General features: G+C 69.5%; 16 protein-coding genes. 11 read left to right on the forward strand and 5 right to left on the reverse strand.

What is annotated here, in order from left to right:
• The first annotated feature begins 163 nt into the window (after positions 1-163).
• Entirely contained in the window at positions 164-2,146 is a 1,983-nt protein-coding gene (locus ACFYW7_RS30295; RefSeq protein ID WP_389508159.1) for an AMP-dependent synthetase/ligase, read from the forward strand.
• 147 nt (positions 2,147-2,293) lie between these two features.
• On the opposite strand, the gene ACFYW7_RS30300 is transcribed toward ACFYW7_RS30295, so the two are convergent.
• A complete protein-coding gene (locus tag ACFYW7_RS30300; RefSeq protein WP_037627265.1) occupies positions 2,294-2,497 on the reverse strand; it encodes a cold-shock protein in 204 nt (67 codons plus the stop codon).
• A gap of 343 nt (positions 2,498-2,840) precedes the next feature.
• Here ACFYW7_RS30300 and ACFYW7_RS30305 point away from each other — a divergent pair, with 343 nt between their 5' ends.
• Together ACFYW7_RS30305 and ACFYW7_RS30310 are read left to right on the forward strand one after the other, a co-directional pair.
• The gene (locus ACFYW7_RS30305; protein ID WP_389508161.1) at positions 2,841-3,689 is read left to right on the forward strand and encodes a menaquinone biosynthetic enzyme MqnA/MqnD family protein; all 849 of its coding nucleotides are present in this window, start codon (positions 2,841-2,843) and stop codon (positions 3,687-3,689) included.
• A gap of 110 nt (positions 3,690-3,799) precedes the next feature.
• Positions 3,800-5,647: a serine/threonine-protein kinase gene (locus ACFYW7_RS30310; protein WP_389508579.1), complete on the forward strand. Its 1,848-nt coding sequence runs from the start codon at positions 3,800-3,802 to the stop codon at positions 5,645-5,647.
• A gap of 64 nt (positions 5,648-5,711) precedes the next feature.
• Here ACFYW7_RS30310 and ACFYW7_RS30315 read toward each other — a convergent pair whose 3' ends face one another.
• Positions 5,712-10,280 carry an FtsK/SpoIIIE domain-containing protein gene (locus tag ACFYW7_RS30315; protein ID WP_389508163.1) on the reverse strand — a complete coding sequence of 1,523 codons (4,569 nt, stop codon included), beginning with the start codon at positions 10,278-10,280 and terminating at the stop codon, positions 5,712-5,714.
• A gap of 280 nt (positions 10,281-10,560) precedes the next feature.
• Between ACFYW7_RS30315 and ACFYW7_RS30320 the strand changes: the two genes are divergently transcribed.
• From ACFYW7_RS30320 to ACFYW7_RS30340, 5 genes are all read left to right on the forward strand, one after another.
• Positions 10,561-10,866: a WXG100 family type VII secretion target gene (locus ACFYW7_RS30320; RefSeq protein ID WP_389508165.1), complete on the forward strand. Its 306-nt coding sequence runs from the start codon at positions 10,561-10,563 to the stop codon at positions 10,864-10,866.
• Between the two features lie 120 nt (positions 10,867-10,986).
• Positions 10,987-11,307, forward strand: a complete 321-nt coding sequence (locus tag ACFYW7_RS30325; protein ID WP_389508167.1) for a hypothetical protein — start codon at positions 10,987-10,989, stop codon at positions 11,305-11,307.
• Positions 11,304-12,695: a hypothetical protein gene (locus ACFYW7_RS30330; protein ID WP_389508169.1), complete on the forward strand. Its 1,392-nt coding sequence runs from the start codon at positions 11,304-11,306 to the stop codon at positions 12,693-12,695. Before ACFYW7_RS30325 ends, ACFYW7_RS30330 begins: the two co-directional genes overlap by 4 nt.
• 35 nt (positions 12,696-12,730) lie before the next feature.
• Complete coding sequence (locus ACFYW7_RS30335) at positions 12,731-13,390, forward strand: hypothetical protein (RefSeq protein WP_389508171.1); 660 nt, start codon at positions 12,731-12,733, stop codon at positions 13,388-13,390.
• A complete protein-coding gene (locus tag ACFYW7_RS30340) occupies positions 13,387-13,998 on the forward strand; it encodes a hypothetical protein (protein ID WP_389508173.1) in 612 nt (203 codons plus the stop codon). The genes ACFYW7_RS30335 and ACFYW7_RS30340 overlap by 4 nt, the downstream gene beginning before the upstream one ends.
• 723 nt (positions 13,999-14,721) lie before the next feature.
• Here ACFYW7_RS30340 and ACFYW7_RS30345 read toward each other — a convergent pair.
• The 3 genes from ACFYW7_RS30345 to ACFYW7_RS30355 all read right to left on the reverse strand — a co-directional run bounded on the left by ACFYW7_RS30345 (position 14,722) and on the right by ACFYW7_RS30355 (position 17,197).
• Entirely contained in the window at positions 14,722-15,753 is a 1,032-nt protein-coding gene (locus tag ACFYW7_RS30345; protein ID WP_389508176.1) for a hypothetical protein, read from the reverse strand.
• Positions 15,750-16,406 carry a hypothetical protein gene (locus ACFYW7_RS30350; RefSeq protein WP_389508179.1) on the reverse strand — a complete coding sequence of 219 codons (657 nt, stop codon included), beginning with the start codon at positions 16,404-16,406 and terminating at the stop codon, positions 15,750-15,752. The genes ACFYW7_RS30345 and ACFYW7_RS30350 overlap by 4 nt, the downstream gene beginning before the upstream one ends.
• A 137-nt stretch (positions 16,407-16,543) precedes the next feature.
• Positions 16,544-17,197, reverse strand: a complete 654-nt coding sequence (locus tag ACFYW7_RS30355) for a hypothetical protein (RefSeq protein WP_389508181.1) — start codon at positions 17,195-17,197, stop codon at positions 16,544-16,546.
• A gap of 871 nt (positions 17,198-18,068) precedes the next feature.
• Here ACFYW7_RS30355 and ACFYW7_RS30360 point away from each other — a divergent pair.
• Genes ACFYW7_RS30360 through ACFYW7_RS30370 form a run of 3 tightly spaced genes read left to right on the forward strand, consistent with a single transcriptional unit; the run spans position 18,069 to position 20,973 of the window.
• Positions 18,069-18,785, forward strand: a complete 717-nt coding sequence (locus ACFYW7_RS30360) for a hypothetical protein (protein WP_389508183.1) — start codon at positions 18,069-18,071, stop codon at positions 18,783-18,785.
• 20 nt (positions 18,786-18,805) lie between these two features.
• On the forward strand, positions 18,806-19,666 hold the full coding sequence (locus ACFYW7_RS30365) for a hypothetical protein (protein WP_389508185.1): 861 nt from the start codon (positions 18,806-18,808) through the stop codon (positions 19,664-19,666).
• Complete coding sequence (locus tag ACFYW7_RS30370; RefSeq protein WP_389508187.1) at positions 19,663-20,973, forward strand: CpaF family protein; 1,311 nt, start codon at positions 19,663-19,665, stop codon at positions 20,971-20,973. The genes ACFYW7_RS30365 and ACFYW7_RS30370 overlap by 4 nt, the downstream gene beginning before the upstream one ends.
• Positions 20,974-20,977 lie beyond the last annotated feature (4 nt).

A 20,977-nucleotide genomic window follows, 5' to 3' on the forward strand; every position in this document is an offset into this window, starting at 1 on the left:
CGGCGGCGGGGCAGGACACAGCTACCCCGGGTAACCCGCACTTCGCCCGACCCAAAGCAACACAAACCCCACACTCGGGCGCCGTAGGCTCCCCGTCTCACCGGGGCACCAGGACCTCCTGAGCACCCGACGTCCCCCTGAACCGCCTGCTTCCCAGGGCCGTATGAGGACGCGCATCCCCACGCGTCCTGGAGCCCTCACACGCCTTGCACCCCCCGGCCTCCGGCCGACAAGGAGCCGCCCCGTGTCCAGTCCGTACTCCCTCGACTCCGTCCCCCCGCTCCCGGAGCCCGAGATCAGACGACTGGACGGCGTCGTGCGCGAGGTCTCGGTACCGCCGATCGCGGGGCACGTGACGCACGGCTCCCTCGCGGACATCCCCTTCGACAACGCGGCCGCGGCCCCGCGCGAGCCGGTCCTCAGCCGGAAGTCGCCGGCCGGCGGCTGGACGGACGTGACCGCAGCGGAGTTCGCCGGGGAAGTCCTGGCGGTGGCCAAGGGACTCATCGCGGAGGGCCTCGTCCCCGGCGACCGGATCGCCATCATGGCCCGGACGACGTACGAATGGACCCTCCTCGACTTCGCCGCCTGGGCCGCGGGCCTGGTCACCGTGCCCGTCTACCCGACGTCCTCCCCCTTCCAGACCCGCTGGATCCTCCAGGACTCGGGGGCCGTCGCGCTCGCCGTCGAAACGGTGGAACAGGCCGCGACACTCGGCCCCGAGCGCGAACACATCCCCGATCTACGGCACATGTGGGTGTTCAAGAAGGGCCACGTGGAGCGCCTCGCGGAACTCGGCCGCGAGGTCCCGGACCAGGAGGTGGCCGTACGGCGCGGGATGCTCGGCCCGGACACGCTCGCCACCCTCGTCTACACCTCGGGCACCACCGGCCGCCCCAAGGGCTGCGTCCTGACCCACGGCAACTTCTTCGCCGAGATCGACAACGCGGTGGAACTGCTCCACCCGATCTTCAAGTCCCGTACCCGGGAGCCCGCCTCCACCCTCCTCTTCCTCCCCCTCTCGCACGTCTTCGGCCGCATGGTGGCGGTGGCCTGTCTGCGCGCGCGGGTGAAACTCGGCCACGCCCCGAGCCTGGAGACCGAGGAACTGCTCGCGGACCTGGCCTCCTTCGCGCCGACCTTCCTGCTGGCCATCCCGTACGTCCTGGAGAAGGTCTTCAACACCGGCCGGGCCACGGCCGAACGGATGGGCCGGGGCTCCTCCTTCGACCGGGCCGCGAGGATCGCCCAGAAGTACGGCGAGGCCGTCGAGGCCAAGCAGCACGGCACCGGTCCCGGCCCGAGCCGGAGCCTGCGGGCGGCCCGCGCCCTCTACGACCCGCTCGTCTACCGCCGTATCCGGAACGCCCTCGGCGGCCGGGTCCGGCACGCCATCTGCGGCGGCTCCCCGCTCGGCCGCCGCCTCGCCGCCTTCTACGCGGGCGCCGGGATCGAGATCTTCGAGGGGTACGGCCTGACGGAGACCACCGCCGCCGCGACCGTCACACCCCCGCACAAACCGCGCCTCGGCACGGTGGGCCTGCCCCTGCCGGGCACCCGGGTGCGGATCGCCGCCGACGGGGAGGTGCTGCTGTGCGGCGCGCAGGTCTTCCGCGGCTACTGGGACCCGCACGCCGGCGGGGTCGTCGACGCGGCGCCCGACGGCTGGTTCGCGACCGGCGACATCGGTGAGCTGGACGACGGCGGCTACCTCGCGATCACCGGCCGCAAGAAGGAGATCCTGATCACCGCGGGCGGCAAGAACGTCGCCCCGGCGCCCCTGCAGGACTTCCTCCGCTCCCATCCGCTGATCGCCCAGTGCATGGTCCTGGGCGACCGCCGGCCGTTCGTCTCGGCGCTCCTGACCCTCGACGCCGAGGGGATCACACACTGGCGCCGGATGAACGGCAAGCACCCGGTCCCCGCCGAACTTGTCATGGACGACCCCGAACTGCTGGCCATCCTGCAACGCGCCGTCGACGAGGCCAACAGACTCGTCTCGCGCCCCGAGTCCATCCGCAGGTTCACCGTCCTGTCCCGGGACTTCACCGAGGCGGCGGGCCACCTGACACCGTCGATGAAGCTGCGGAGAGAGGCGATCGCCCAGGACTTCGCCCAGGAGATCGAGGCCCTGTACGCGCGGTAGCCGGGCAGCACCGGGCCGCGCCGGGCCCGGCTGCCCGGCGTGCCTCAGGAGGAGAAAAGGCAGGAGCCCCGCGACCGGCTGGCGCGGGGCTCCTTGGGTACTGCTATCAGTTCCGGATCAAAGCATTGGGCTCATGGAGCCGAAGGCTTAGAGCGGGGTGACGTTCTCCGCCTGCGGGCCCTTCGGACCCTGCGTGACGTCGAAGGAAACCGACTGGTTCTCTTCGAGCGAACGGAAACCGTTCGCGTTGATCGCGGAGTAGTGGACGAAGACGTCCGGGCCGCCGCCTTCCTGGGCAATGAAACCAAAGCCCTTTTCGGCGTTGAACCACTTCACGGTTCCGGTAGCCATAAGCCCTCCTTGGGCCCAAAGGGTTGCCCTGCTCCAGAACCTGCGATTGTGTAAACAACTGCATACGTCTGAAAACGACGAGAGCCCGCGGTCACATGCTCCGCAGGCTCTGTACTGCAAGGGAAACCAAACTGCAACTTGCGGCGAGCCTAGCACGCAGGCAGCCGAAAGCAATAGAGGCGAAGATCACGGTTTCCGGAGAGTCGGCCCGTTCGGGCGAGGGCTCTGACATGCGTTGACTTCGGGTTGTCACGAAGGTTGACATCACGGGGCCGGACGGTTTACACCAGCACACGCCCACCCTGGAGCCCGCACCCGGCGGGATGGGGTCTAGCCTCGCGATGTGGACAATTCTCGCACCCGGCCGCGCGTCGGCCACATCCAGTTCCTGAACTGCCTGCCCCTGTACTGGGGGCTCGCGAGAACGGGCACGCTCCTCGACTTCGAGCTCACGAAGGACACCCCGGAGAAGCTCAGCGAGCAACTGGTGCGAGGGGATCTGGACATCGGGCCGATCACGCTCGTCGAGTTCCTCAAGCACGCCGACGACCTGGTCGCCTTCCCGGACATCGCGGTCGGCTGCGACGGTCCCGTGATGTCCTGCGTGATCGTGTCGCAGGTCCCCCTCGACCAGCTGGACGGCGCCCGCGTCGCCCTCGGTTCGACCTCGCGCACCTCCGTGCGGCTCGCCCAGCTGCTGCTGGCGGAGAAGGTCGGAGTCACTCCCTCGTACTACACGTGTCCGCCCGACCTGAGCCTGATGATGCAGGAGGCCGACGCCGCCGTCCTCATCGGCGACGCGGCGCTGCGCGCCAACCTGCTGGACGGGCCGAAGTTCGGCCTCCAGGTGCACGACCTCGGCGCCCTGTGGAAGGAGTGGACGGGCCTGCCGTTCGTCTTCGCCGTGTGGGCGGCCCGGCGTGACTACCTGGAGCGCGAGCCGCTCGTCACCCGCAAGGTCCACGAGGCCTTCCTCGCCTCCCGGGACCTCTCCCTCGACGAGGTCTCCAAGGTCGCCGAGCAGGCGGCCCGCTGGGAGGCCTTCGACGAGGACGTCCTGGAGCGGTACTTCACGACGCTCGACTTCCGCTTCGGCGGCCCGCAGCTGGAGGCCGTACGGGAGTTCGCGAGCAGGGTCGGCGCCACCACCGGTTTCCCGGCGGACGTGAACGTACGGCTCCTCCAGCCGTAGGGCCGGGGTCCGAACCGGACCGAACCGGGCCGACAGTTTCGGGGCATCGCGCGCACACGGCACTACGCTGCTGGGCAGTGTGTACGGGGGAGGGGTGAGCCGTGAGTGCCATGCAGCCGCTCGGAGTCGACGAACCCACGGTCGTGGGGCCCTACCGGCTGCTCGGCCGGCTGGGTTCCGGCGGCATGGGGCGCGTGTATCTGGGACGCAGCGCGGGCGGGCGTACGGTCGCGGTCAAGATCGTGCATCCGCACTTCGCGCTCGACGAGGAGTTCCGTGCCCGCTTCCGCCGCGAGGTCGACGCCGCGCGGCGGGTGGGCGGCGCGTGGACGGCACAGGTCCTGGACGCGGACCCGGAGGCGCCGGTCCCCTGGGTCGCCACCGGCTACGCGGCGGGCCCGTCCCTGACGGCCGCCGTCGCGGACGGCGGAGCGCTGCCGGTCCACTCCGCGCGGGTCCTCGGGGCCGGTCTCGCCGAGGCACTCGTGGCGGTCCACGCGCTGGGCCTCGTCCACCGCGACGTCAAACCCTCCAACGTCCTGCTCACCCTCGACGGCCCGCTCCTCATCGACTTCGGCATCGCCCGTGCCACGGACGGCACCGCCTCCCTGACCTCGACGGGCGTCTCGGTCGGTTCCCCCGGCTACATGTCCCCGGAGCAGATCCTCGGCAAGGGGGTCACGGGAGCCGCGGACGTCTTCTCGCTCGGCGCGGTCCTCGCGTACGCCGCCACGGGCGAGCCCCCGTTCCCGGGCGACTCCTCGGCGTCCCTCCTCTACAAGGTGGTGCACGAGGAGCCGCGACTCGACTCCCTGGAAGGGGAGTTGCGCGAGCTGGTGGCGGCCTGCCTCGCCAAGCAACCGGCGGCGCGGCCCACTCCGGGCGAGGTGGCCGCCCGGCTCGCACCACAGGGCGCCGCCCGGCTGGTGTCGGCGGGATGGCTGCCGGGTTCCCTGGTCGAGCAGGTCAGCCGAAGTGCCGTACAGCTGCTGAACCTCGAGGCGACCGGGGCCGTCGGCGCGGCCGGGGCGGCGGAGGTCGCGCTCTCCGGACCGGTGGAGTTCAGCAGCCCGTCGGTGGAGGCGGGTACCGGGTCCGGCTCCGGTTCCGGGGGTGTCCCGGGGAGCGGGGCCGGGGGTGGGTTCGGGCCGCCGCCGGCCGGGTTCGGGCCGCCGCCCACGATGCCGCCGTACGTCCACGTCCCCGGACCGCGCGGGACCGGGGCGGCCGGGCCGCGGGACGCCGTGCACCACGAGGGGACGACGGACCGGCCGCACGACCACCCGGGCAAGCTGTCCGTCAGCGTGGCCGCGACCTCCGCGCCCGGCGCCGACGGGCGTGGCCGCCGGATGAGCTGCACGGTCGCGCTGGCGGTCGCGGGAGCACTGGCGGCGGCGACCGTCGGCTCGGCGTTCCTGTTCGACCTGTTGCCGGGTGGCGGTGGCGGCACGCGGGACCAGGGACGCGCCTCGGGCGCCCGCCCATCGGTCACCGCGGGCGAGAGCCCTCCCGGCGCGGACCCCACGGCGAGCGGGAGCGAACAACCCGGACCGGGTCCCACGGCGAGCGCCTCCGCCCCGGACGGGCAGCCGTCCACGATCCCGGCCGCCTACCTCGGCACCTGGGAGGGCGACGGCCTCGCCCTCCACGGCGCCCTCCCCATGGGCACGTTCCGCGTCACGGTCCACCGGGCCGCCGTGGGACAGGAGTTGGGCACGTTCCGGCAGACCGACCAGATCGGCGGCATCTGCGACGACGTCCTCATCCTCAAGAAGGTCACCGCGAAGCAGCTCGTCGCGACGAGCGTGGCGAACGAGTCCAACCGCGACGTCTGCACCAAGGGCCGCCACGAGGTACGTCTGACCCTCACCGGCAGCACCCTCACCTACGACACGGACAACGCCGAGGCGGGGGATCCGGTGGCGCGGATGACGCGGGTCGGGAGGGCGGGCGGGTAGGAGTACCGGGCCGCCCGCCCTGTTCGCCGTCCCGTCGGCGCGCACCCGCTGCGCCGTACCCGGGCTACATCGGCGTCGTCACCGTCAGCGGCTCCCCGTCGCCGAGGTGCAGCAGGCCCTTGCCGGGGGCGACCGGTCCGCCGACCATGCTCCGGTTGGTCCGGATGCCGATCAGCTCACCCGCGGAGGAGTCCTGCGGAGAGAGCAGGATGCCGCGGCGGCCCTTCTTCATCTCGACCTGCCAGCCGGAGAATCCGCTGCACACGTCTTCCTCGTCACCGGCGATCACGAGCCCCAGACCGCGCTCGGCACCGCGCTGCACGATCCGCTTGAAGACCGTCGCGGCGTCGCAGTCCTCCAGGACCTCGCCGTCGTCGACCAGGACCACGACCGGCTCCTCGGGGGTGGCCGAGTCGATGGCCTCGCGCAGGTCGTCGTCCTCGATGTCGTCCTCGTCGAAGACCTTCAGCACGCCCTCCTGCCCGTCCAGTTCACGCAACGGGGACGGGCGCGGCGCGGCGACGACCAGGCGTACCCCCTGGGCCAGATACGACCGGGCCATGTTCATCAGGGTGGTGCTGCGGCCGGACTTGGCCGGGCCCGCGACGACGAACGTCGGCACGCCCCGGGACAGGTCCGGGCCGAAGCCCATGATGTCGTCGCCGCCGATGCCCACCAGGCTCCACAGCCGGGAGCGGGAGGCGTCCGGGTCGCGCAGCTCCCAGGCGTCGGTGAAATTGATCCGGGTGGGCAGCACGTCGACCCGGAACGGACGCCGGGTGCGCGGCAGTTCGGCGTCACGGGCGGTGGCGGCCTCGCCGATCGCGGCGATGGCCGCGGCCTGCCCCTGGCCGGTCGCGTCCTCGGTGAGCAGCGCGAACTGCGTCTCCGTGCCGTGCTCGTTGCGGTAGCCGCGGCCCGCGGGAATCTCCTCGGGGATCTTGCGGGCGTTGACGCCGATCAGCGAGAAGTCGGAGCGGTCGGCGAGCCGCAGGGCGTACTTGTCCTCGGTGAGCGAGCCGATCCGGGTGGAGAGGATCTGACGGTCGCCCGTCATCACCAGGTGCAGGCCGACGCTCGCGCCCTCCCGCATCATCGCGGTCAGCTGGTCGGTCAGATCACCGTGGTCGTACTCGCCGAGCGTCGGCAGCCAGCCCTCCCACCGGTCGAGCAGCACCACGATGTGCGGCAGCCGCGCGTCCTCGGGCTCCGCGGCCCGCTGCTCGCCGATGTCCGCGAAGCCCTTGTCCGCCAACAGGTCCTGACGTCGGGTGAGTTCACCCTTGAGCCGGGCGACGAGACGGACCACGCGCTCGGTCTGGTTGCGGCCGACGACGGCGCCGCAGTGCGGCAGCCGGGTCAGCGCGTTGAGCGCGCCGTTGCCGCAGTCGATGCCGTACAGATGGACGTCGGCCACCGAGTGGGTGCGGGCCAGCGAGCCCGCGATCGTGCGCAGGATCTGCGAACGGCCACTGCGCGGCGCGCCGCCGACGAGCAGGTGCCCGAAGGAGGCGAAGTCCACCACCACGGGCCGGCGGGCCTGGTCGGCGGGCAGGTCCTCGACGCCGTACGCGGCGGGCGGCAGCTTGCCCGGGCCGCCCGCGAAGGCGGGCGCCGCGATCTCGTCGAGCAGCAGCGTCTCGGAGAGCGCGGGCAGCCAGGGGCTGTGCTGCGGCGGGATCCCGAGGGCCTGGTTGGCCTCGCGCACCGCGTCGACCAGCACCTTGAGGTCGGTGATCTCCTCCTCCTCGCGCTGCTCGGCCTTCGGCTTGACCAGGGCGGCCCGGCCGAGGTCCGCCCAGCCGAGGGGGCCCGCCCAGGGCGCGAGCGCCGCCGGGTCCGCGGCACCGGGCCGACGGCCACCGACACGGCCCGACTGGAACGGCACGAGCGAGGCGTGCCCGAGACGGACGTAGGCCCGGCCCGGTGTGCTCTTGGAGATGTGCCCGGCCTCGGGGGAGTCGATGACGTCGCTGGACTCGCCGCCGTCCGTCACGCGCAGCGCGATGCGGAGGTTGGTGTTGGCCCGGATCTCCGGCGAGACCACACCGCTCGGCCGCTGGGTGGCGAGCAGCAGGTGGATGCCGAGCGAACGGCCCCGCTGGGCGATGTTGACCAGGCCCGTCACGAAGTCCGGCAGGTCCCGCACCATCGAGGCGAACTCGTCGATGACGATGAGGAGCCGGGGAACGGAGGCGTGCGAGGGATCACGGCGTACGAGATCCTGGTAGTCCTCGATGTCCTTGGCGTCGGCCGCGGCCAGGATGTGCTCGCGCCGCTTGAGTTCGGCACCCAGCGACTCCAGCGCGCGCTCGACGAGATGGGCGTCGAGGTCGGTCACCATGCCCACGGTGTGCGGGAGTTTGACGCAGTCCTTGAACGCCGAGCCGCCCTTGTAGTCGACGAGGACGAACGTCATGTTCTCGGGGGTGTTGGCAACGGCCAGCGACGCCACGATGGTCTGGAGCAGCTCCGACTTGCCGGAACCCGTCGTACCGGCGATCAGGCCGTGCGGCCCGTCGCGCCGCATGTCGATGCCGAACGGGCCGTCGTACGACTCACCGATGACCGCCGTCGTCGACTGTCCGCCCATCCGCCAGCGCGCGGTGATCGCGTCACGGGTCGGGGGCTCCAGTTGCAGCACGTCGAGCAGTCGGCTGGCCGCCGGGAGGGCCGAGTCCTCGGTCTCGCCGCTGATGTCGCGCAGCGGCGACAGGGCGCGGGCGAGCCGGGCGCACCAGGCCGCCGAGACGAAGTCCGGGCGTACGGCCCCCACCCGCGCGATGCCCGTCTGCTGGACGCGCAGACGCAGTTCGAGCGGCTTCTGCTCGCCCGCGGCGGAGCCGTCGGGCTCGGCGGCGTGCCAGGCGTGGAAGGAGGGGAAGCCGCCGGGGGCGGCGGGCGTGGTCCGGGCCGGCTCCCGCTCGGCCGTCACGTGCTCCTCGGGTCTCGGCTCCGCGATGACGATGGCCTGGCACTCGCCGGGCAGGAACCGTTCCTCGGCGTCCAGGCAGAGCGCGTACATCGCCATGGCGGGACCTTCGCGCAGCAGCCGCACCACACCCGGCATGGACCGCAGCCGCCGGGAACCGTCCCAGACGACGACGATGTCCGGGTCGCTGAACGAGGCCTTGTTGCCGTTCTCCCGGGCGGCCTTCTGGCGGGCGTCGAGGAGTTGGGTCAGTTCACCGATGCGGGCGCCGACGGTCTCGGCGTCCGTGCCGATCAGGACGTTGGCGTCCTGGGCTCCGGCGGGCCGGCTGTGGGGCAGCCAGCGCACCCAGTCCCAGCTGCCTTGGCCGCTGTTCTCCGTGAGGACGTAGAACTGGACGTCCAGCGGGCTGTGCAGCACCGCGGTCTGGGCGACGGCCCAACGCCCCACCGCCTGAGCAGAGTCGCCGGGTCCGGCGATGCCGATGACACCCCGCTCGGCGAGCGGGAGGGCGACCGGAGTGTCCTCGATGGTCCAGGTGACCTGGCGCTTGTGGTCGTCCTGCTCCGGGTCGTCGAGCACCACCTCGGAGGGCAGTTGTCCCGTGCCGACCCGCAGCAGCAGATGGTCGGCGTCGGTGCGGCGCCGCTCCCACAGCCGGGTGCGCGGGCCGGTGCCGAGCGACAGCACGGTCGCGGGATCGGGTATCGCCCGCCGCCGGTCGAGACGCTCCGCGAGCAGGGCGTCCTGGGCGTCCTTCTCGATCCGCGCCTTGTGTTCCTTGTACTCCTTCACCTGTTTGGCATGGGACTTGCGCCCCTGCTTCTTGTCCATGAAGAAGTTGCCGAACATGATGAGCGGGCTCAGCAGAGCCATGACCATGTAGTACCAGCGCCCGAAGATCAGCACCATGACGACGGCGCTGACCAGGGGCGTGAGTGCCATCAGCCAGGGCAGCGGCCGGGGTTCGTAGTCCCGTACGGGGCTCGGCAGCCGGAACTTCGTCTCGCGCTCCGGCGGACGCAGCCGTGGGGGCCGGTTGTAGTCCAGCCCGGCGCCGTCGTCCGACCACTTGAGCGCGGCGTCGGGCGGCGAGTAGCGGTCCAGCTGAAGAAGGGTGTTGCCGTGGGCGATCTCGCTGCCGAGCGGCCACTCGTCGTCCTCGCGATCCGCGACGGGCTCGCCGTCGAGGGTGACGCCCTCCTTCTCCCCGTGCACGGCGACGCGGCACGTTCCGTCCGTTGCGACTGACAACGCCAGTGCTCTGTCGGGGAGTTCGGGATCGTCGATCCGGATGTACGAGGTCGCGCCGCCGCCGATGTCGTAGCGGCCGATCCCCAGCCTGTGCACGGCGCCGGCCGCCGGGCCGCCGGCCACCCGCAGTTCGACGAGTCCGCTCGGTTCGCCGGGCAGGCATCCGGCGGGGTCGTGGAGGCTGACGACGGCGCCTTCGCGCAGCGGCGAGGTGCCGATGGTCGCGGCCGGATCGACGGGATACCCGTCGACGTACGCGACGGGCGCGCCGCCGGTCGCGGGCCCCCGCTGCTGCCCGATGGGGATGATCTGCGCGCCGCCGCTGTAACCGACGTGCTCCGCGAGCTCTTTGGCGATGTCCCCCACCGGGGACTCGGGATCCGCGTCGAGAACCACGTCGGCGGTGGCGCCGCCGAGCGGGTCGACGACGGTCAGAGTCAGCCGCACGTTCGTCCTCCCCAAGGACACCCGAGGCCGCTTCCGGAACGCGGGCCACAGTGCTCCCGACGATAGCCGCTCACCGCTTCCCGCAGGCAACGGCCCGTGTGAGGGAACGACGGAGGCCCCGGCCGCGCACCGTCTCTCTGGTGCGGGCTCGTGACAGAACCGGGGTGTGCTCCTGCAAGCGCCGTAAGTAAGCTGCTTGCTCGATGCGGACGATCGCACCATTCGCATCAGGAGCCACGGGGGTTGGCCCTGCGGCGAGTTGAAGCATGGAGGACGCCACATGGCCGGCGGCAAAGACGCGGATATCACTTACGAGAAGATGCGGCACGCTGCCAAGCGACTCGGCAGCGAGAAGGAGAAGATGGAGGACAAGCTCCACGGCCTCGACAGCTACATCGACGGCCTCGTCGCGGACGGCTACACGACGTCCAAGGGCTCCCAGGCCTTCGACGACTCCTTCAAGGAGTTCACCAAGGGGATGAAGGACACCCTCGAGGGCCTCAAGGGCATGGCCAAGTTCCTCGAGGACGCCGCGAAGGCGTACGAGGATCTGGATGATCAGCTGGCCAAGGGTGTCAAGGGCTAGCGGTCGCATCGTGGTTCGTACCGGGTGCGACGGGGTGTCCCGGTCCTCCGTCGCACCCGGTGGTCCCGTCGGCTTCGGCGGGTTCTCGGCTTTCGGCAGAAGCAGTGCAACAGGGGCGCCATGGGCGACGAGAGTGACCACACCCGGCTCGACCTTGACGTGATCAAGGAAATGGGGACGGGTCTCAGCAACGTCAAGAAGGCGTTCGAGGGCCTGAAGGACCTGAGTGGCAAGTACGAGGACGATTTCGGAAACGGCGATCTCGCGGACAAGTTCGGTGATTTCGCCAGCAACTGGGAGCTGAGCCGCGAAAAGCTGATCGGTGAGATCGATGCGCTCGCCCAGATCGCGAAGGCGGCGGCGAAGGCGTACGAGGATATCGATCACCAGCTGGCTGAGGCGATTCGTGGTGCGCGGGAATCCGGGAAGAAGCAGAGGTGACGATGGCTGGACGGCCGCACGATTGGCATCCGGTCGCCGATAGCGACCCCGTTCCAGGTGATCCGGACCGTGTGGCTGCTCTCGGGCGGCAATTGCGCAAGACCGCTGAGGAAATCGACCGGCAGATCCGCAATCTCAAGGCGGTCGTCGATGTCGATGCTTGGGACAACAAATCAGGCAAAGAGTTCCGCGAGAAGGCCAAGGGCAACGTTAAGAAGCTTGAAGCCGCTTTCAAGCGATATGACACGGCGGCCACCGCCATCGGCTCCGAAGTCGTCGAGGTGGGTGGTGGCTATCAGGACAAACTTCACGCTGGCGCTCGGAATTATGCTTCCGATTTGAACCGCGCCCAGGAGATCGCGGACGCCGCCCTCAAGGACGCCCAGGACGCCGATGATCGCAAGGGTGCGGCCCAGAGGAGTCTCGAAGGGCTATCCGACAAGGGTAAAGAGAAGGAAGAAGCCGACAAGGACCGCAAGGTCTTCGAGGAGGAGCGGAACGCAGCCGGCGACGAGATCGACGCGGCACGCGAGAAGATTGATGCGGCCAGGAAGATCAGGGACGACGCCGCCAAGCGGGCCTGCAGGTCCATTGATGTCGTCATCAATCACGACTCCCTGAAGGACGGCTTCTGGGACACGCTGGTCAATGACATCGCCGAAGCCATGTCCTACATCGCCACCGTGTGCGGAATCCTCTCGCTCGTCGTCGGCTGGATCCCAGTGATCGGGCAGGCGCTGGCGGGAGTGCTGGGGTCCATCGCCATGATCGCCACGTTGATCAATTTCGTGGCCACCTTCGTGCAGGTGCTCCAGGGGAACGCGGAGTGGATGGACCTGGGAATCGCCGCGCTCGGGTTCCTCCTCATGGGTGTGGGCAAGGGATTTTCCAAGATCGCGGGAAAATTCGCCAAGGGTGCTCTCAGCAGGTTGGGGAGAGCCGGGGCCGCCAGGTCCGTCCGTCAGGTGAGTCGTGCCAACAAGAACCTGCGGAAGCTCTCTGGGAAGTCTTTCAAGCTCGGGAAGAGTGACGTGTGGAAGTCACTCAAGGAGCCTTTCACTGAGCCGTTCTCCAAGAGTTCTTGGGGTGACAACTTGAAGATCCTCAAGCCCGGCAGCGGAAACTACGGCAAGGTGAAAGTTGAACTCTCGGGCCGTGGAGGCGGAAGTGCCTTCAATGGCCTGGGGAAGTCCTTCTCCATCGCGGACCCTGGAGTGGCGTCCGATCTCAAGTCCGTTAAATTGGGCACATCGGCACTGAGTGGTCAGTTTGATGTCAATTCGCTCAATAAGATCTCCAGGACCGCCACCCGACTGTCCGTTGTCGGCGGCGGGATTACGCTGGCCGGTCTGGGCTTGGACGACAACGTCAACCCGCTCCTGGGCTGAGCCCCGCGACCGGTCCCCAGCGCGAAAGGAACGACATGACCACGCCGAATGAGGGCGCTCCCCCGGCCGAGGAGTTCGAGTGCCGCTTCGAGTTCCAGCCGGGATGGATCGACCTGACGCTCCGAGACGGGACCAAAGCCGAGGCGAAGGCGCTGGCAACCGGCGTTGTGAACAGCCTGAACCCGCTGGCTCTGGAGATCGAGAAGAGCGTGGTGTTCGACGACATGGTCGATCGCGCCGTGGATCTCAACGACGACGTCCCCACGCTCGCGGCGGCCTACTACACGGAGAGCGGCGAGGCTCTCGCCAACCTCATGGTCGACTCGTACGGCGACGAGGGTGTGGAGCGTCCCACGCGCGAAGACGTCCAGCCCCTCCTCCTGAAGTGGGCGAACGCCGAGGTCGCGGGTGAACCGCAGGTCGCGTATCTGGACCTGCCCGCCGGCCCTGCGGTGCGTGTGCAGGCGATGTTGAAGGTGAAGCGCATGCTGGGCTTCGGTCGAAAGCTGACGGAGTTCATCAAGTACGCGGTCTTCCCGCCCGGCATGAACAGCCTGATCGTCGTCACCGTCACCTGGGAGGCGATCGCCCGTACGGAGGAGATCGCCGCCCTCGCCGACGAGGCCGTGCAGACGCTGCGGATCACTCCGCTCGCTTTGGGCGACGCGGCCACTGGCGACGGGGCCATCGGATGAAGCGGGCAGCCGAGTTCGCACGCCCGCCACAGGACTACAACCTCGTTGTGCCGGAAGGCTGGTTCCAGCTTCCGCTCGATCCCGACGACCGCGACCGCAGCATCGTCGCCCTCGCCGAGCGCACGTTTCGAGGGGTGGACAACGCGCCGCACCTCCGCGACCAGTTCATGCGGGACCTCCAGCGCAGGGCCAAGGACGCCTATACCTTCGGTGGCATCGAGCTCTATCTGTCCACGCTCACAATCGGTCCTGTGCCGCTCTCGTCCTCGCTGCTTATCAGCCTCCCCGCCCCCGACGAGTGGCCGGAGGTCTCGGACGCCGATGAACTCGTGGAGCATCTTGCCGACGGAGGTATCGACGCCGGCGCCGAACTGGGCGCCGTCGATCTGGAGATGGCAGGCCGGGCGGTGCGACATCGTCACCGTGAAGCACCCGACCCCCAGGCGCAGTTGGGCAACACTCTTCCAGCCACGAACCTTACGTACTATGTCCAGGTTCCGCTGACGAAGCGGTGGTTGATGCTCAACTTCTCCACCCCCGTCGAGCCGCTGGCCGATCAGATGGTGGAGTTGTTCGATGCGGTTTCCGAAACCCTCCACTGGGCCTAGCTGTTCTGTCCCGCGCCCCGGGGCGTCAACCCACGCATGGGCCGACGCCACCCTCGTTCGAGTTGGGTGCCGAGGCACTGGGGCGGTCTATCGACCAGCCGACGGCCGGCCGACGCCTTCGTTCGTAATGACCCGCAGCCCTCGCATGTCTGCGCCAATTTACCGACGGCGTCCAGCAGTACGACCGAACCGTGAGGCTCGCATCGCCACCCTTACGAGGGACTGATCGCCGGTGGTGCCTGCCTCGGAGACCTCGCTGATCCGGAGGCTTCTGGCGAAGGCAAGGCGTCGACGGCGTCGAAGGAGGCTTCGAGCAGGGCCGGGTCGTCGTGGTGGCCCTTATTTCCCTCTGACCGGCAGTCAGCGCGTCGGGCACGATCAGCTCGGAGGCGTAGGCGAGATGACGCACGATCTCCCAGTGGTCCCGGGTTTTGGGCGGAGCGAGCCCGCACCATGAGCCGTCGAGGAAAGTGATCTTTGCTTCCGCGCCGACCTCGGTGAACGTTCGGCGTTCGACATCCGCGATGGTGTCCCGGGCTGTTTCCCACAGCACTTGGTCCTGGGCGGTGTCGTTGTCGGGAAAACCGAGGACCAGTACGCGACGGTCGGTGACCACGATGTGGCTGCGATAGCCCTCGGGGCACCTGCTCGGGTCCAACCGCCATCCGAATGACGCCTTCTGGGTGGTCGATGGTGCGGGGGCCGAGGGGCCGAGGTCCGTCGTCAACGGTTGACCGACTGGATCTCCTGGACGGTGATGTCCTGGGTCGTTCCGAAGGTTCCGTCGGGAAGGCCGCCGCCCGCGCCGCCGGTGCCGGTCCAGGAGATCCTCCAGGTGACGGTCGCCCGGAGCTTGTACGTCCCGTCGCCCGACGAGCGCAGGTACTTGATCCCGCACGGTGGTGTCTCGCCGGCCTTGCCCTTGGCGTACGGGGCACCGATCGACTGGTCGTCGTTCACCTCGCACTCGCCCGACGCCGGATAGGTCTCCGCGTCGCTGGTGCCCGGCTCCAGCTTCAGTGAGACGGGCGTCGCGGTGGTCGTCGCCGAGATGTCGAGCCCGGCGACGTCGAGGGTCGCGGTCACGGCGACGTCCTTGAACGTCGCCTTGTCGAGCCAGGCCCAGGTCGGCAGGTTGACCTTGGTGACGTCCTCGGGGGCGAGGGTCACCTCGGTGTCCGGGAGCGTGATCCTGTTGTAGGCGAGTTCCGCGAGGACCTCCGGTGTGACGGCGTTCGGCACGTTCGGGGTGTCGCCGTTGTCGACCCAGAAGGGCAGGTCGCTGCACGTGAAGGCCGCCGGGTCGTCGAGCCGGTCCGGGTTCTGGACGGAGACCCAGAAGTTTCCCTTGTCGGCGTTCTCGAGGTTGTAGTCCTTGTACTTGCCGTCCTTGTAGATGTCCCGGAACTGACCCGTCGCCGATTTCGCGTAGTTGGGCTGCTGGGGATCGTTGACGACCTCGTCGTAATCGCCTTCGACCTTCTTCTGGAACTCCTGAACCGACATCGGCTCGTACCAGCAGGCGGGCGGTGTCCAGTTCCCCACAGGCGTGACGTTGCCTGACGACTTGCCGCCTCCACCGGTGCCACCGGAGTACGTGATCCGTGACTCCAGAGTGTGGCCGGAGCGCTTCGCCGAGGTGTTCGCACCGGTTTCGAATCCGCCCGGACCACGCTTGGCGAACGCCGGGCCGGACACCAGCAGACAGGCCGTTGCCAGTGCGCCGACGGTGAGTGCTCTGTTCCGGGACCTCATCGCGTGCACTTGCTCTTCCCATTGGAGGAGATGAGCTGCGTGGTCTGCCAGACGCCGTTCCTGGCCTTCTTCAGATGCGTGTTGTAGTAGACGTACGCGTCTTCGCCCGCGGAGGATCTGTCGATCTTCTTCGTCTTCAGGTCCTTGTTGAACGCCTTGCTCTCATCCGAGCAGAACGTGACTCCCGCGGATGTCTTTCCGTAGAGCGTCACCGTGGGACGGAAGTACCGGACGGTGCCGGTGTACGTGATTCCGTCGTCCACGTACGCCTTGACCCACTGGGCGCCGCTGATGAGGGCGTCGCCCTGTCGGTAGAAGGCGAGGGCCGGCTCGTCGGGGTTGCTCTTGACGATGGCGTAGTTGGTCGCCGTCTGTGCGCGGCCCGCGTCGGCGAGGACGGCGTCCTTGGTCGCGTCACCGGTCTTCCAGTTGTCGAACTCGTCCTTCACATCACTGGGCAGGCTCATGGCGGGCCGCTCGACGCCGGCGGACGCGCTCGCGCTGGGTGAGGCCGAGGACTTCTTGGGGCCGCTGTCGGCCCCGGCGATCTTGCCGTCCTTCGCGGTGCCGTCGTCTCCGCCCCCGCAAGCCGTCAGCAGCAAGGCTGTGGTGACGGCGAACGCGGTGGCGACGGGCGCGGTGTGGCGCTTCACAGTGGACTCCCTGTGGGACATCGGGTCGGTCGGATCGGGCGGGGCGGTCAAGGGTGGTGATGATCGCGGGGGTGCGGTGGTGCTTCCCGGGGGAGAGGCCGGGGTCCGGCCGCCGGGGCGGGGTGTCGGCGTGCCGGTCACCGGGCGCACGTGCTGCTCCCCCGTACGGACGTGCCCTCGGAGGTCTGCCACACGCCCTGGGCGTTCTTCTCCAGGCGCGTGTCGTACAGGACGTAGGAGTCGTTCCCGGCGGGTGTCCGGTCGACCTGCTTGGTCTTCCGGTTCCTGTTGAACGCCTTGCTCTCGTCCGCGCAGTACGTGAGGCTCGCGGACCCGGTGCCGAGGATCCGGACCTTCGGGCTGTAGTAGCGCGTGGTGCCGGTGTACGTGATCCCGGCGTCCAGCCACTTCCGTACCCATCGGGCGGACGAGGTCAGAGCCTCGCCCTTGTAGTAGAAGGTGAGGCCGGGCGTGTCCGGCGTGCCTTCGATGATGGCGTCGTTCATGGCGGTCTGGGCCAGGCGGCCGTCCGCGAGGACGGCGTCCTTCGTGGCGTCGCCCGTCTTCCAGTTCTCGAACCTGTCGCTGAGGTCGTTCGGGAGGGTGATCTCGGGGCGGTGGTCGGCCGGTTGCGACGCCGACCGACTCGCCGGCACCGATTCCGGCGTGGCCCGATCGGCCCCCGCGAGCGCGCCGCTCCGGTCCGTGCCGTCGCCCTGACCGCCGCAGGCCGTCAGCAGCAAGGCTGTGGTGACGGCGAACGCGGCAGCAACGGGCAAATCGCGGCGCATCACAGTGGGCTCCCCGTGAGACATCAGTTCGGTCGAGTTGGTCAAGAGCAACGACGGTATCGGTGGGGAGTTCGGTTTCGCCAGGCGGTACTTCCCTCGGAAGCGGGGCGTTCCTGGGCGAACAGGCAGGGAACGGCGGCTCCGGCGTCCCGGTCGGAGGAGTGACGAGGCCGACAGCACCTCCTGCACGGGGAGTTCGACGCGAGTCGTCCATCGATTCCTCACGAACGCCGCACTCCGCGGAACTGTGCGACTTCGCGTCAGCTACGTCACCGTCACGGCGGCCCGGGTGCCGGCGGTCCTCGTGTCCGGGTGATCCGGGTGCGGGCGGTCCTCGCGTTCGGGTGGTCCTCGCGTTCGGGGTTGCGGCGGCACCTCGTAGGACGTGCGGAACCGGGCGGGAGCGACGGACGGAACGGGTCGACGGCGGAAACCTTTGGTGGTGAAGGCAGTTGGTCGCCGGTCGGGAGCACGGGGTGAACAGGTCGACGCCTGTCGAGGGCGGTGGTCCCGGTCTCGGGCGAGACGTCCGGGTGCGGAGGGCGTGCGTCCCGTGTCGGACTTTCTGTGGCGGATCTGTGAGGGATTCGCGCCCGCACAGCTCGACCAGTTGTTTGATCGCCGTACTCAACAGGGAACCGGGAGCACCGCGTTGCGCGTCGATAACGTCGAGTCGGTTGCGCTTCAGGGGTCTTGGCGCGCCTTGAGGGGCTTATGCGCGGCTGATACGGTGCCATGGCTTGACACGCACTCCGGTGCTGGCTATTCGGCCAGGTCGCACGGTACGTCCCGAAAATGGGCGCAGGGGTGAAGTGTCCTGTTTGGCACGTGAATTGGCAGACATTTTCTTGGGTGTACGGGGAGCGGTTGCGTGAAGATCCAAGAGCGTATCGGGGCGGGCGGCAACCGTTCCGCCACGTCGGCTCACCCGGCGACGGGAGAGCGTCTTCCCACCCCGCCTCGCGAGCGCAAACCCGCTCTCGCCGCTCTCGCGGTGCTCCTCATCCTCGTCGGAGCCCTGGGCGCGACCGTGTTGGTGCTGCGCGCCGGCGACCGTGTCGAGGTCGTGCGGGTGACGAGTGACATCCAGGCCGGTGAGTCCGTGGGCGACCACATGACCTCCGTGCTGGTCGCGAGCGACCCCGACATCCACTACGTCCAGTGGAACCAGCGCGAGCGGCTCAAGACGTACAAGGCGAAGTCGACCATCTACAAGGGGACCGTGGTCATCGGCGAGATGTTCGGCCATGACGAGGCACTCCCCGCCGGCAAGGCCTCCGTGGGCGTCTCCCTCAAGGAGGGGCAGTACCCCGAGGGCATCAAGTTCGGTGACACGGTGGCCGTCTACCGCGTGGGCAACAGCGGCAGCCGGGGATCGTCGGCCTCCTCCGGCTCCGGCGCGTCGAGCGCGGACAACGCGCCCCTCGTCGAGCGGGCGAAGGTCAGTTACGTCCGGACCGAGGAGGACAGCGCGATCGGCAGCGGCAGTCTGCCGGTGACCCTCGTCGTGGACAGCGGTGAGGCGGCCTCCGTCGCCGCCGCCTCGTCCGCCGGTGAAGTCGCCATCGTCCTTGTCCCCGGCAACTAGAGGCGAGTGAGTAGAGAGACATGGCGCTCATCGCCCTCGCCGCAGACAAGGGTTCCCCCGGAGTCACCACCGCCGCGGTCGCGCTCTCGGCGGTCTGGCCCCGCAGGGTCCTGCTCGCCGAGACCGACCCGGCCGGCGGCGACCTCGTGTACCGCAGCGCGGCGGCCCACGGCGGTCCGCTGAACCCCAACACCGGCATGCTGTCGATCGCGGCGACCGCCCGACGCGGTCTCGTGCCCGACCAACTCTGGGACCACGTGCAGCCGTTGAGCGGCGGGCTCGAAGTCCTCGTCGGGCTCGGCATGGCCGAACAGGCGGCCGGTCTCGCCGGACTCTGGCCCACCCTCGGCCGGGCGTTCGCGCAGCTCGCCGACTCCCCGAACGCGCCCGCCGACGTCATAGCCGACTGCGGGCGGATCAGCGGGGACACCCCCGCCGTCGAACTCTTCCCGCACGCCGCCCTGGTGCTGCTGATCTCCCGCACCGAACCCGAGGCCATCGCGCGCGTCCGGGACCGTGCCGCCGCGCTCGCCGCGAAGCTGCACGGCGGACCGCGCGGCGCCGCCGGACTCGCCACCCCGTTCATCGGCGTCGTCCTCGTCGCCGACCCGGGCGACTCCGCGAAGCTCGCGCACCAGGTCAACGACATGCTCGTGGCGGCCCGGACGGGAGCCCGCGTCGTGGGCATGATCGCCGACGACCCGGCGGGCGCCGCCCAGTTGGCCGGGCGCAGGCGCGGTCGCCTCGACAAGTCGCTGCTGATCCGCTCGGCCCGCAAGGTGAGCGCGGACCTGTACCAGCAGTACGGGGCCGCCTGGACCGTACCCGCCGACGGATCGGGGGCGGCGCACGGGCAGCCCGCCGCCGGAGCCGGCCGATGACCGCCGTCGACCACCAGTTGGTCAAACGGTTCCGGCAGGACGCCGGTGACCGCATCGCCGAGCAGCGCCGCGAGGACCAGGTCCGCGGCGTCACACCGATGTCCAGCGAGGACGAACGGCACTACGCCCGCGCGGTCATCGCCCAGATCCTCGAGGACCACGCCCGCGCCGAGATCAACCTCGGCCGCACCCCGCTCGACGCCGAGACCGAGGAGCAGTACGCGGCCGCCGTGCACGCCGCGCTCTTCGGCGTGGGCCGCCTCCAGCCGCTGCTCGACGACCCGGAAGTCGAGAACATCGACATCAACGGGTACGACCAGGTCTTCATCGGCTACGCGGACGGCCGGGAGACGAAGGGGGACCCCGTCGCGGAGAACGACGAGGAACTCATCGAGCTGATCCAGGTGCTCGGCGCCTACTCCGGTCTGTCGTCGAGGCCCTTCGACTCCGCCAACCCGCAGCTCGACCTGCGGCTGCCGGACGGGTCCCGGCTCTCCGCCGTCATGGACGTGACCCGTCGGCCGGCGCTGTCGATCCGCCGGGCGCGCATGGGCAAGGTCTTCATGTCCGACCTGGTGGGCAACGGAACCCTGACCCCCGAGGTCGCGCACTTCCTGGCCTGCGCCGTCCGGGCCCGCCAGAACATCATGATCGCCGGAGCCACCAACGCCGGCAAGACGACGCTGCTGCGCGCGCTCGCCAACGAGATCCCGCCGCACGAGCGTCTCATCACCGTCGAGCGTGCCCTGGAGCTCGGCCTCGACAGCTTCGCCGATCTGCATCCGAACGTGGTGGCGTTCGAGGAGCGGCTGCCCAACTCGGAGGGCCAGGGCATGATCACCATGGCCGAGCTGGTCCGCCGGTCGCTCCGTATGAACCCGTCCCGGGTCATCGTCGGCGAGGTGCTCGGCGACGAGATCGTGACGATGCTCAACGCGATGTCCCAGGGCAACGACGGTTCGCTCTCCACGATCCACGCGAACAGCTCCAGCGAGGTCTTCAACCGCATCTCCACGTACGCGCTCCAGGCGAACGAGCGGCTGCCCATCGAGGCCAGCCAGATGCTCATCGCGGGCGCGGTGAACTTCGTCGTCTTCATCCAGCGCCGCAACGACTACGAGTCGGGCGGCCGCCTCCAGCGCCGGGTGACCTCCGTGCGCGAGGTCAACGGGGTCGACGGCCGGGTGCTGTCCAGCGAGGTGTTCGCCGAGGCCCCGGACGGCCGGATCGTCCCGCACGCGCCCATCGCCTGCCTCGACGAACTCGTCGCGCAGGGCTACCGGCTGCCCGGCAGCGGGAATTGGTGATGAC

Origin of the sequence: Streptomyces sp. NPDC002580 (genome assembly GCF_042889485.1) — a bacterium.
Classification (GTDB): Bacteria; Actinomycetota; Actinomycetes; order Streptomycetales; family Streptomycetaceae; genus Streptomyces.

Excerpts from the sequence above, each read along its gene's own strand:
- ACFYW7_RS30295 (WP_389508159.1), top strand. The coding sequence starts at position 164 with ATGAGGACGCGCATCCCCACGCGTCCTGGAGCCCTCACACGCCTTGCA.
- ACFYW7_RS30300 (WP_037627265.1), bottom strand. The coding sequence starts at position 2,497 with ATGGCTACCGGAACCGTGAAGTGGTTCAACGCCGAAAAGGGCTTTGGT.
- ACFYW7_RS30310 (WP_389508579.1), top strand. The coding sequence starts at position 3,800 with ATGCAGCCGCTCGGAGTCGACGAACCCACGGTCGTGGGGCCCTACCGG.
- ACFYW7_RS30320 (WP_389508165.1), top strand. The coding sequence starts at position 10,561 with ATGGCCGGCGGCAAAGACGCGGATATCACTTACGAGAAGATGCGGCAC.
- ACFYW7_RS30325 (WP_389508167.1), top strand. The coding sequence starts at position 10,987 with ATGGGCGACGAGAGTGACCACACCCGGCTCGACCTTGACGTGATCAAG.
- ACFYW7_RS30335 (WP_389508171.1), top strand. The coding sequence starts at position 12,731 with ATGACCACGCCGAATGAGGGCGCTCCCCCGGCCGAGGAGTTCGAGTGC.
- ACFYW7_RS30340 (WP_389508173.1), top strand. The coding sequence starts at position 13,387 with ATGAAGCGGGCAGCCGAGTTCGCACGCCCGCCACAGGACTACAACCTC.
- ACFYW7_RS30345 (WP_389508176.1), bottom strand. The coding sequence starts at position 15,753 with ATGAGGTCCCGGAACAGAGCACTCACCGTCGGCGCACTGGCAACGGCC.
- ACFYW7_RS30355 (WP_389508181.1), bottom strand. The coding sequence starts at position 17,197 with ATGCGCCGCGATTTGCCCGTTGCTGCCGCGTTCGCCGTCACCACAGCC.
- ACFYW7_RS30365 (WP_389508185.1), top strand. The coding sequence starts at position 18,806 with ATGGCGCTCATCGCCCTCGCCGCAGACAAGGGTTCCCCCGGAGTCACC.
- ACFYW7_RS30370 (WP_389508187.1), top strand. The coding sequence starts at position 19,663 with ATGACCGCCGTCGACCACCAGTTGGTCAAACGGTTCCGGCAGGACGCC.